Source organism: Paucibacter sp. B2R-40, from assembly GCF_025717555.1.
Classification (GTDB): Bacteria; Pseudomonadota; Gammaproteobacteria; order Burkholderiales; family Burkholderiaceae_C; genus Paucibacter_A.
This window is the reverse complement of record NZ_JAJIRP010000005.1, coordinates 161475-172809: the sequence shown is the minus strand read 5'-3', so window position 1 is coordinate 172809 and position 11335 is coordinate 161475. Positions and strand designations below refer to the sequence as shown.

The 11335-nt window shown below is 63.6% G+C and carries 8 protein-coding genes; all 8 read left to right on the top strand.

Annotated elements, in window-relative coordinates:
- Positions 1-99 precede the first annotated feature (99 nt).
- The gene (locus LNV09_RS12025; RefSeq protein WP_263557543.1) at positions 100-2007 is read left to right on the top strand and encodes an acyl CoA:acetate/3-ketoacid CoA transferase; all 1908 of its coding nucleotides are present in this window, start codon (positions 100-102) and stop codon (positions 2005-2007) included.
- Positions 2008-2097: 90 nt separating this feature from the next.
- Positions 2098-3537, top strand: coding sequence for a peptide MFS transporter (locus LNV09_RS12020; RefSeq protein ID WP_263557323.1), 1440 nt, complete (start codon positions 2098-2100; stop codon positions 3535-3537).
- A 44-nt stretch (positions 3538-3581) separates the two neighbouring features.
- Positions 3582-3845, top strand: a complete 264-nt coding sequence (locus tag LNV09_RS12015; protein ID WP_263557322.1) for a ParD-like family protein — start codon at positions 3582-3584, stop codon at positions 3843-3845.
- On the top strand, positions 3842-4639 hold the full coding sequence (gene map / locus LNV09_RS12010) for a type I methionyl aminopeptidase (RefSeq protein WP_263557321.1): 798 nt from the start codon (positions 3842-3844) through the stop codon (positions 4637-4639). The genes LNV09_RS12015 and map overlap by 4 nt, the downstream gene beginning before the upstream one ends.
- A 123-nt stretch (positions 4640-4762) precedes the next feature.
- Complete coding sequence (locus LNV09_RS12005; RefSeq protein WP_263557320.1) at positions 4763-5941, top strand: acyl-CoA dehydrogenase family protein; 1179 nt, start codon at positions 4763-4765, stop codon at positions 5939-5941.
- 34 nt (positions 5942-5975) lie between these two features.
- A complete protein-coding gene (locus LNV09_RS12000; RefSeq protein WP_263557319.1) occupies positions 5976-7181 on the top strand; it encodes an acetyl-CoA C-acetyltransferase in 1206 nt (401 codons plus the stop codon).
- Between the two features lie 10 nt (positions 7182-7191).
- Positions 7192-9327, top strand: coding sequence for a 3-hydroxyacyl-CoA dehydrogenase NAD-binding domain-containing protein (locus tag LNV09_RS11995; RefSeq protein ID WP_263557318.1), 2136 nt, complete (start codon positions 7192-7194; stop codon positions 9325-9327).
- Between the two features lie 153 nt (positions 9328-9480).
- Positions 9481-11325, top strand: coding sequence for a pre-peptidase C-terminal domain-containing protein (locus LNV09_RS11990; protein ID WP_263557317.1), 1845 nt, complete (start codon positions 9481-9483; stop codon positions 11323-11325).
- The last annotated feature ends 10 nt before the right edge of the window (positions 11326-11335 follow it).

The following is an 11335-nucleotide window of genomic DNA, read 5'->3' as shown; positions in this document are numbered from 1 at the left end:
GCATCGATGACACAGCCTGTTCAAAGCCCGCCCGAAGACAGCCCGCCCGAAGACAGCCCACGTTCGCTGCGCCTGGCGCAGTTGCATGCGCTGCAGACCATGGAACATGGCAAGGTGGTGGCCGCTGCCGAGGCGGTGGCGTTGATTCACGACGGCGACTGCCTCGCCACCTCGGGCTTTGTCGGCATCGGCTTCGCCGAGAACCTGGCGGTGGCACTGGAGGCGCGCTATTTGCGCAGCGGCCGGCCGCGCGACCTGAGCCTGGTCTATGCGGCGGGCCAAGGCGACGGCAAGCAGCGCGGCCTCAATCACTTCGGCCACCCAGGCCTGCTCAGGCGTGTGGTGGGCGGGCATTGGGGGCTGGTGCCGGCCTTGCAAAAGCTGGCACTCGCCGGCGACATCGAGGCCTGGAACCTGCCGCAAGGCGTGATCAGTCATCTTTACCGCGATATCGCCGCCGGCAAGCCCGGCCATCTGAGCCGGGTTGGGCTGGATACCTTTGTCGACCCGCGCCATGGCGGCGGCGCGGTCAACGCGCGCAGCACCGAGGCCTTGGTGCGCTTGATGGAGATCGACGGCGAGCCTTATCTGTTCTACAAGGCTTTCCCGATTGATGTGGCCTTGCTGCGCGGCACCACGGCGGATGCCGACGGCAACATCACCATGGAGCGCGAGGCGCTAACGCTGGATTCACTCGCCATCGCGATGGCCGTGCGCAATAGCGGCGGCATTGTGATCGTGCAGGTCGAGCGGCTGGCCGAGCGTGGCAGCCTCAATCCACGCCAAGTCAAGATCCCCGGCATCTTGGTCGACGCGGTGGTGCTGGCGGAAAAGCCCGAATTCCATATGCAGACCTTTGTCGAGCCCTATAGCGCGGCCTTTGCCGGCGAGTTGCGAGTGCCCTTGGCCGCGGTGGAGCCAATGGCCCTGAGTCTGCGCAAGGTGATTGCACGGCGGGCGGCACTGGAGCTACAAACCCACGATGTGGTCAACCTCGGGATCGGTATGCCCGAAGGCGTGGCGGCGGTGGCGGCGGAAGAGCACATCATCGACCTGATCACGCTGACCGCCGAGCCCGGCGTCATCGGCGGCATTCCGGCCGGGGGCTTGAATTTTGGCGCGGCGGTCAACACACAGGCCGTCATCGATCAGCCCTATCAATTCGATTTCTATGACGGCGGCGGCCTGGATCTGGCGGTGCTGGGCTTGGCACAGGCCGACGCGCAGGGCAATGTCAATGTCAGCCGCTTTGGCTCGCGCCTGGCCGGCGCCGGTGGCTTCATCAATATCAGCCAGAACGCCAAGCGACTGATCTTTGTCGGCAGCTTTTTGAGCGAGGGCAAGCCCAAGTTCTTGGCCGCAGTGGAGCAGCGCACCTTCTCCGGACGTGAGGCGAGCCGGCGCGGCCAGCAGGTGCTCTATGTGACCGAGCGCTGCGTGCTGCAGCTCGGCCCCGAGGGCTTGATCCTGAGTGAAGTGGCGCCGGGGCTGGATCTGCAGCGTGATGTGCTCGATTTGATGGGATTCAGGCCCTTGATGCCGAGCCCGCCGCGCGCCATGGACGCCGCCTTGTTCGGCGAAGCCGCAATTGGCCTGCGCGCCCGGCTCTTGATGCTGCCGCTGGCCGACCGGTTCAGCTATGACGCGGCGACGCGGCAGTTCTTTCTCAATTTCGAGCGTCTGTCGGTGCGCAGCTTGGACGATGTGGAAGCGATTCGGGCCGAGGTAGAGCGCCGCCTTGAGCCATTGGTGTCGCAGGGGCAACGCGTCTGGTGCGTGGTCAACTACGACCATTTCCATCTCGACGCGCAGGTGGCCGACGCCTATGCGGCGATGGTGCGCGAGTTGAGTGATCAGTTCTACGAGAACGTGACTCGCTACGGCACGGCCGGCTTCAATCGCAGCTTGCTGGGCGCAGCCTTGGCGGCGCGTGGCGTGGAGCCGCAGATCTATGACTCGGCCGAGCAGGCGTTTTTGGAGGTCAAGCTTGGCGGCCAAGGGGGCTGATTGACATCAAGCTATGGGTTAATGCCACTTGCGTGCTTGGCGCGGCTGTCGGACAGTCGCGGCTGTTAAATTTTTCTGACCATTGCTGCTGTGTCTTCAATCCCTCTCAACGACCCTCGTCTCAGCCGCGATCGCGCCTTTCTCGGTCATCCGGCCGGCCTGGGTTGGCTGGCTTTTTGTGAATTCTGGGAGCGCTTCTCCTATTACGGCATGCAAGCGCTGTTGGTGCTCTACCTCAGCAACTACCTGTTCCTGCCCGAGAACATCGGCAATGTCGCCGGCATCGACGCCTTGCGGGCCTTTATCGAGCGGGCCACCGGGCCGCGCTCGCCGCAGCAACTGGCCTCGGCCGTGTTTGGTCTTTATGCGGGCCTGGTCTACCTAACGCCTATTTTTGGCGGCTTGGTGGCCGACCGCTTGCTTGGCCGCACCCGCACCGTCGTGATCGGCGCCAGCCTGATGGCGCTGGGGCATTTTTTGATGGCGTTTGAGGCGAGCTTTTTGCTGGCCTTGGCCTGCTTGCTGCTGGGTGTGGGCTGCTTCAAGGGCAATATCGCGGCGCAGGTCGGCGCGCTCTATGCGCCCGGCGACAAGCGTCGCGCCAGCGCCTTCCAGATCTTCATGCTGTCGGTGCAGATGGCGGTGATCCTGGCGCCCATCGTCTGCGGCACGCTGGGCGAGAAGGTGGCCTGGCACTGGGGCTTTGGTGCGGCCGGTGTGGGCATGCTGATCGGTTTGGTGGTCTACCTGGCCGGGCGGCGCTACTTGCCGCCCGAGGAGGTCCGTGTCAAGACGGCGATGCGCAGCGCGGGCGAGGTCAAACCCCGCATGAGCAGCCAAGAAAAGGCCAGATTCGTGCTGCTGATCGCGCTGATCCCGGTGCTGATGCTGTCCATCGTCGGCAACCAGCAGTTCAACAATGCCTATCCGCTGTGGTCGCAAAAGCATATGGACCTGCTGCTGTTCGGCTTTCAGGTGCCGGTGAGCTGGCTGCAGGCGGTGGACGCGTTGATCAGCACCTCGACCATGGTGGCTTCGATCGCATTCTGGCGCTGGTGGGCGACGCGCCGGCGTGAACCCGATGAACTGACCAAGATGGCCTTCGGCGCCTTGCTCGCGGCCTGCGCGCCGGCGCTGCTGGTTATTGCGGCCGGCTCGATCGCCGGCACCAACGAGAAGGTCAGCTTCGTCTGGACGCTGGGCTACACCCTCATCAACAACCTGGGTTTTGCCAATATCTTGCCGGTCGGCATCGCGCTGTATTCGCGCGCCGCGCCGCGCCGGCTTGAAGGTTTGATGATAGGCATCTACTACCTGCACCTGTTCCTGGGCAATAGTTTTGTCGGCTGGCTGGCCGGCTTGCTCGACGAGATGTCCGGCACCGACTTCTGGGGCCTGCATGCGGTGTTGGTGGCCAGCGCCGGGGTCTTGCTGCTGGCGGTCAAGTTCTTGTTCGGGCGGGTCTTGCTGCCAGATGAGGGCGAGCCGCTGGCGGGCCAGGCCACGGGGCAGGTGCAAGAAGCGCGATAGCCTTGCGGCATACGAAACATAGTTGTTTCGTATATTATGCCGACATGGGTATCGTAAAAATTTCAGACCAAATGCACGAGAGCTTGCGCCTTGCCAGCAATGCCTTGTCTCGTTCCATCAACGCGCAGGCCGAGCATTGGATGCGCATAGGCTTGCTGGCCGAGCTGCACCCCGACCTGGATCACCGCGAGATCACGCTGTTGCTGATCCGTGCCGAGCAGGAAGGTGGCTTGGATCTGGCAACGGCCGCCAGCTGCCGTGCTTCGGCAATGCCGGTGAGCAGGGTTCAGCAGGGCAGCCGAGCATGAGAGGCAGCCCGGTCAAGATCCGCACGGCGGACGAAATCGTCAAGGCCAAAGAGGCCGGCCGCCTGGCCGCGCTGGTTCTGCAGATGATCACGCCGCATGTACAGCCCGGCGTCAGCACCGATGCGCTGGACAAAATCTGCCATGACTACATCGTCGACGAGCTAAAAGTCACGCCGGCCAATATCGGCTATCACGGCTATCCCAAGACGCTGTGCAGCTCGGTCAATGAGGTGGTCTGTCACGGCATCCCCTCGCCGACAAAAATCCTCAAAAGCGGTGACATCGTCAACCTCGATGTGGCGCTGATCAAGGACGGCTGGTTCGGTGACACCAGTCGCATGTATTTTGTCGGTGAACCCAAGCCCCAAGCGCGGCGTCTGGTCAACACCACTTACGAAGCCTTGCGGGCCGGCATCCTGAAGGTGCGCCCCGGTGCGACCCTGGGCGATATCGGTCATGCGATCCAGAGCGTCGCTCACCGGGATGGCTTCAGTGTCGTGCGCGAGTATGGCGGCCACGGCATTGGCGATGTCTATCACGACCAACCCCATGTCAACCATTTCGGCCAGCCGGGCGAAGGCATGAAGCTGCAGGCCGGCATGATCTTCACCATCGAGCCGATGATCAATGCCGGCAAACGCGGCATCAAAGAACTCGCCGATGGTTGGACCGTGGTCACCCAGGACCGCAGCCTGTCGGCGCAATGGGAGCATATGGTGCTGGTCACCGCCAGCGGCTTCGAATTGCTGACCGCTTGGCCGGAAGGCTTTGGGGATTACCCGGCCATCGTTTGAGCCTTGGCCCGTGCCAGGCATTTGTGTTTGCTGTTGCGCCAACGCAGCGGGGAAGGCCCGCTCAGCGGCTAGCATGGGGAAGGATTCTGATCTTCCCAATCAAACCTGAGCAAGGGCAGCAGCATGGCTATCGATCTTTTCCCGTCCGCTTGGATCACCGAAGAGCACCGCATGCTGCAGGAGTCGGCGGCACGGTTTTTTTGGGAGCGCTGGGTGCCGCGTGCGGCCGAGTTTCGCGCTGCCGGTGTGATGGGCGCTGAGGTCTGGCGCGAGGCCGGCCGCCAAGGTCTGCTGTGCATGTCCATGCCGGAGGCCTATGGCGGCGGAGGCGGCGACTTTGGCCATGATGCGGTGATGTTGATGGAGCAGGGTCGGGCCAATTTATCCGGCTTTGGCGGCGGCTTGCATTCGGCCATCGTGGCGCCCTACATCCTGCATCACGGCAGCGAGTCGCAAAAGCAGCGCTGGCTGCCCAAGATGGCGACGGGCGAGCTGATCGGCGCGATCGCGATGACCGAGCCCGGCACCGGCAGTGATCTGCAAAGCGTGCGCACGCTGGCTCGGCGGGACGGTGATCACTATTTGCTGTCGGGCCAGAAGGTCTTCATCACCAATGGGCAGACGGCCAATCTGCTCATCGTGGTTTGCAAGACCGACAAGGCGCAGGGCGCCAAGGGCATCTCGCTGCTGGTGGTCGAAGTGGAGGACGCTGCGGGCAAGTTGCTGCCTGGCTACCAGCGCGGCCGCAATCTGGAGAAGATCGGCATGAAGGCGCAGGACACCTCGGAGCTGTTCTTCGAGGAGGTCCGCGTGCCGGTGGAGAATTTGCTGGGTGGGGATACCGGCCAGGAAGGCCTGGGTTTTATACAGCTGATGCAAGAGCTGCCGCAGGAGCGGCTGATCATCGCCGTCAGCGCGATCGGCGCGATGGAGCGGGCCTTGGCCGACACCTTGGCCTATACCAAGCAGCGCGAGGCCTTTGGCCAGCCGATCTGGAATTTTCAGAACACCCGCTTCAAGCTGGCCGAGGTGCAGTCGAATGTGCTGGCCGCGCGCACTTTTGTCGATGCTTGCATGACGGCACATTTGAGCGGCACGCTGGATCCGGCCCGCGCTGCGTTGGTGAAGGCCTGGGTCACCGATCTGCAGTGCAAGGTGATGGATGAATGCCTGCAACTGTTTGGCGGCTATGGCTACATGATGGAATACCCGATCGCCGAGTTGTATGCCGATGCGCGCGTGCAGCGCATCTATGGCGGCACCAATGAGATCATGAAGGAATTGGCGTCCCGATACATGTGAGGACGGCCAGTCAAATCTGCGGGGAGGCGAAACTATGAGCAAGGCCTATATCTTTGATCATCTGCGCACGCCGCGCGGCAAGGGCAAGAAGGACGGCAGCCTGCATCAGGCTACGCCGGTCTGGCTGCTGAGCAGCCTGCTGCGAGCCTTGCAGCAGCGCAACGCGCTCGATACGGCCCTGGTCGATGACCTGGTGATCGGCTGCGTCACGCCGCTGGGCGAGCAAGGCGCCGACATCGCCCGTACGGCGGTGCTGGACGCCGACTGGGCGCAGTCGGTGGCCGGGCTGACGCAGTCGCGCTTTTGTGCCTCGGGCCTGGAGTCGGTCAATCTGGCGGCGGCCAAGGTGGCCAGCGGTTTTGAGGACCTGGTCGTCGGCGGCGGGGTCGAATCGATGAGCCGCTGGCCCATGGGCAGCGACGGCGGCGCCTGGTTCATGGACCCGCGCATCAACCAAAAGCTCGGCTTTGTGCCGCAAGGCGTCGGAGCCGACCTGATCGCCACCCTGGAGGGTTTCGACCGTGCGGAGGTCGACGCGTTTGCGGCCCGCTCGCATCAACTGGCTGCGGCCGCCTGGGCTGCCGGCTACTTCCGCCACTCGGTGCAGCCGGTGCGAGACATCGCCGGCCTGCTGATGCTGGCCGAGGACGAGACCATTCGCCCGGCCACCACGGTGCAAACCTTGGCCAAACTCGAACCCTCCTTCGCCATGATGGGCGGCATGGGCTTTGATGCCACCGCGCTGAGGCGCTACACCACCGTCGAGCGCATCAACCATGTCCACCATGCCGGCAATTCCTCGGGCATCGTGGACGGCGCGGCCCTGATGCTGATCGGCAACGCCGCCGGTGGCGCCAAGGTCGGGCTGAAGCCGCGCGCCTTGATTCGGGCGGCGGCGGTGGTCGGCTCGGAGCCGACCATCATGCTGACCGGCCCGACGCCGGCCTGCCACAAGGCCTTGGCCCGCGCCGGCATGGTGGCGGCCGATATCGATTTGTGGGAGATCAACGAGGCCTTTGCCGTCGTGCCGTTGAAGACGGCGCGTGATCTGGGCGTTAGCCTTGAGCGCGTCAATGTCAATGGCGGCGCGATCGCGCTGGGCCACCCGCTCGGCGCCACCGGCTGCATCATCCTCGGCAGCCTGCTTGACGAGCTGGAACGGCGCAATTTGTCCACCGGCTGCGCGACCCTTTGCGTCGGCGGCGGCATGGGCATTGCCACCATCATCGAACGGATTTAGGGCGCGCAGCATGACAGCAGACATCAGCACCGCACTTGGCGACGACGGCATCCTCGTCGCCACGATGGACTCGGCCGGCCGGCCCATGAATATCTTGAACGAGGCCATGGCCGCCCCCTTGGCCGAAATCGTCGGCCGCCTGGAGACCGATCCGGCCATCAAGGGCTTGATCCTGACTTCGGCCAAAAAGGACTTTCTGGCCGGTGCCGATGTGGACCGTCTCTGGGCGATCAGCAGCACCCAAGAGGCCTTTGATGAGTCCATGCAGCTGAAGGCCTTTATCCGCCGGCTGGAGCTGTGCGGCAAGCCGGTGGTGGCCGCGATCCACGGCATGTGCCTGGGCGGCGGACTGGAGATCGCGATGGGCTGCCATTGGCGCATCGTCGTCGATGATGGCAAGGCGCGCCTGGGTCTGCCCGAGGTCAAACTGGGGCTGCTACCCGGTGGCGGCGGCACCGTGCGGATGCCGCGTTTGGTCGGTATGCAGCAAGCGCTGCAGTGGATGGCCGAGGGCACGGAAGTCCGGGCTGCTGAGGCCTTGGCCAGCGGCTTGGTGAACCAATTGGTGGCCAGCAAGGATGAAGCGCTGCAGCAGGCGCGGGCCTGGTGCTTGGCCAACTCCAAACCAAAGCAGCCCTGGGATGCGCCGAAGTTCCGCTACCCCGGCGGCGACTCGCGAACACCGGCCGCAGCCCAGCTGTTCTCGGTCGCGCCCTCGATGGCCAGCGCCAAGAGCTATGGCAACTACCCGGCCGTCACTCACATCATGAGCTCGGTGTTCGAAGGTGGCGTGGTCGGCTTCGACGCGGCCCTCGTCATCGAGTCGCGCTACTTCGCGGCCTGCGCGATCAGCCCCGAGTCGCGCAATCTGATCGGCACGCTCTGGTACCAATTGGCCGCCATCAAAAAGGGCCAGTCGCGCCCTGCCGGGTTTGCGGCCGCAAAAGTCGCCAAGCTCGGGGTCTTGGGTGCCGGCATGATGGGGGCAGGCATTGCCTATGCGGCGGCCAAGGCCGGCATCGAGGTCGTGCTGCTGGACAGTACGCAAGAGGCGGCCGAACGAGGCCTGGCCTATTCGCAAAGCCTGCTCGACAAGGCCGTCAAGAAAGGCCGTAGCACGCCAGAAGCCCGTCAAGCGCTGCTGGCGCGGATCATGCCGACCACAGATTACGCCCTGCTGGCCGGCTGTGAGCTGGTGATCGAGGCGGTCTTCGAGGACCGGGCGGTCAAGGCCGAGGTGACGCAAAAGGCCGAGGACGTCATCGGTGCGGATGCGGTCTTGGCCTCTAATACCTCGACCTTGCCGATCAGCGGTCTGGCCCGCGCCAGCGCTAGGCCGGCCCACTTCATCGGCCTGCATTTCTTCTCGCCGGTGGACAAGATGCCGCTGGTGGAAATCATTGTCGGTGCGCAGACCTCGGACGAGACCCTGGCGCGCGGCGTTGACTTTGTGCAGCAAATTGGCAAGACGCCTATCGTCGTCAATGACAGCCGCGGCTTTTACACCTCGCGTGTCTTCGCCACCTATGTGATGGAAGGCCTGGCCATGCTCAAGGAAGGCGTGCACCCCCGGTCCATCGAACAAGCCGGGCTGCAGGCCGGCATGCCGATGCCGCCCTTGGCGCTGCAGGATGAGGTGTCCCTGAGTCTGGCTCTGCATGTGGCCGATCAGACCCGCAAAGACCTGATCGAGGAGGGCCGGACCTATACCGCTCATCCAGGCGAGAGCGTGCTGCGGCAGATGTGCGCGCTCGGCCGCATCGGCAAGAAGGCCGGGCAGGGCTTTTACGACTATGGGGAAGACGGCAAGTCCTTGTGGGCCGGTCTGGCCGAACATTACCCTTTGGCTGCGCGGCAACCGGGCCAGCCTGAGTTGATAGACCGCTTGATGTTCGTGCAGGCCAATGAGGCGGCGCGTTGCCTGGAGGAGGGCGTCTTGCGCTCGGTGGCCGATGCCAATATCGGTTCGATCTTTGGCTGGGGCTTTGCGCCCTTCCAGGGCGGCGCCTTGCAGTTCATCAATGCGCTGGGCCTGCCTCGCTTTGTCGAACGCAGCGAGCAACTGGCTGCAGCCTATGGTGACAGGTTCAAGCCTGCGCAACTGCTGCGGCTGAATGCAGAGCAGGGCGCCAGCTTCAGCGATTGATTTTTTGGGGGAAATGGAGCTCTGCTCGGCCCACACTGTCAACTATGCCTATAGCGGGCCAGCAGCAGGGGCGAGGACACTGCGGGCGCCGGCAATTCACGCCGCGCCACGCTTGTTGACTCCTCGAACCATCCTTTGCCCGGAGACAGTCCCATGTCCAAAAAGAATCTGCTGGCCATTGCGGCCTTCTTGTCCCTCGCCGGCCTGACGCAGGCTCAGCCCATAGACCCGGCCCAGGCGGATCCCCTGAGCGTCGACATCGGCAGCGGCGAGCAGGTGATTCAGGCCTTGCGTGATCAGCACAAGGGTTCACGCACGACTTTTTTCCGCACTTTGGGCGCCAACTCGCTGGCGGTGCAGATCAAGGACTTCTTTGACAAGAACGGCTCGGTGTCGATCTCTGGCCATGCGCTGGGCAATCAGAATTCGGTGTTCTTCCTGAAGGGCAATAGCAAGAGCCTGCGCGGCTTCTTGGCCCTCAATGACAGCCGCAAGGCCTTTGAGTACAGCAGCAATGAGCTCGGTCAGGTGACGGTTCGCGAAGTGCCCTACACCTTGGTTTTCCCCGACTTTGAAGAGAAGTTTCAGCGCGACTACGCCTTGGCGCAGAACTTGACCGCTCTTGCCGTGGCCGCACCCGTCTACAGCCCCATGGCCTTGCGCCAGGCGCCGCATATCGGCCCCTATGCCAATCAGGACGTCACCAAACTGGAGAGCAAGCCCGGCAGCCCCTGGGTGTTCTACCTCAACACGACGGCGGTAATGAGCGGCAGCACACCGCTCAACGGCGTCAGCAAAGAGCAGATGTACCGGGCCTGGCAGTCGGTGGCCGACCAGTATTCGATGTTGAATATGAACGTCACCACCAACCGCGCCGTCTATGACGCGGCCCGCACGGCCAACACCTTGCGCACCGGCATCATCAATTTCGTCAACCAGGACGGCCGCTCGTTTGCGCCGCTGCGGGCCTTCGGCACCACATCGGCCGGCACGCTTTACCGGAACCCCTCGGCCGGCTTTGACTATGGCTACGGCATCGGCATGACAGGGGCGCATGAGGTCGGCCACCAGATGGGCATGTCGCATGATGGCGGCGGCACGGGCGGTGAGTATTTCGAAGGCATTGCCGCCTATCAATGGGGCCCCATCATGGGCAATTACTGGATGGGGGGCAGCTGGGCCAACCAGTTATTTACCTGGAGCCGCGGCGAATACAGCACCGCCAACAACCAGGAAGATGATTTCCGCATCATGACGGTCAACGAGTCGGTGCCCTATGTGGCGGACGACAACGTCAGTGGCAAAGCGCTTGTGTTGCGCTCGGCGGGTGAGATCAACCCGCAGGACAACTGGGGCCAGATCGAGCGCAATAGCGACAGCGATGTCTTCAACTTCACGGTCGCGGCTTCGGGCGTGCTGAATCTGCGCATCGACCCCATCGAGTATCTGCGCATGTTGGACGTGGACGCCTCCGTCATCAATGCCGCCGGCCAGGTGCTGGCGCGCAGCAATCTGGCGGTCAACCGCTCGGCCGAGTTCAAGAATCTGCAACTCGGTGCCGGCAGCTATCAGCTCAAAATTCAGGGCGGCGCCGAGGGCACGCCGCAGAACGGTTTTTCGAACTATTCGTCGGTGGGCTACTACGCGATTCAGGGCAGCTTGACCGGCGGCACCGAGATCCCCGCCACACCGCTGAGCAACGGCGTGCCCTTGCTCAATCAAAGTGGCGCCACCGGCGTTTGGAGCTATTACGCTATTGCCTTGCCGAGCGCCGCGTCCAAGCTGACGGTCGCCGTCAAGGGCAGCAATGGCGACGCCGATCTCTTCGTGCGCAAGGACAGCCGGCCCACCACCACGACCTATGGCTGCAAGAGCGACGGTGCTACCAGTACCGAGACCTGCAGCATCACTTCAGCGGCCGCAGGAACCTATTACGTCGGCGTCTACGGCTATAGCGCCTACACCGGCTTGAGCGTGACGGCGACGGTCACGCCTTGAGCCAATCCCG

Excerpts from the sequence above, each read along its gene's own strand:
- LNV09_RS12025 (WP_263557543.1), top strand. The coding sequence starts at position 100 with ATGGAACATGGCAAGGTGGTGGCCGCTGCCGAGGCGGTGGCGTTGATT.
- map (WP_263557321.1), top strand. The coding sequence starts at position 3,842 with ATGAGAGGCAGCCCGGTCAAGATCCGCACGGCGGACGAAATCGTCAAG.
- LNV09_RS11995 (WP_263557318.1), top strand. The coding sequence starts at position 7,192 with ATGACAGCAGACATCAGCACCGCACTTGGCGACGACGGCATCCTCGTC.
- LNV09_RS12005 (WP_263557320.1), top strand. The coding sequence starts at position 4,763 with ATGGCTATCGATCTTTTCCCGTCCGCTTGGATCACCGAAGAGCACCGC.
- LNV09_RS11990 (WP_263557317.1), top strand. The coding sequence starts at position 9,481 with ATGTCCAAAAAGAATCTGCTGGCCATTGCGGCCTTCTTGTCCCTCGCC.
- LNV09_RS12015 (WP_263557322.1), top strand. The coding sequence starts at position 3,582 with ATGGGTATCGTAAAAATTTCAGACCAAATGCACGAGAGCTTGCGCCTT.
- LNV09_RS12000 (WP_263557319.1), top strand. The coding sequence starts at position 5,976 with ATGAGCAAGGCCTATATCTTTGATCATCTGCGCACGCCGCGCGGCAAG.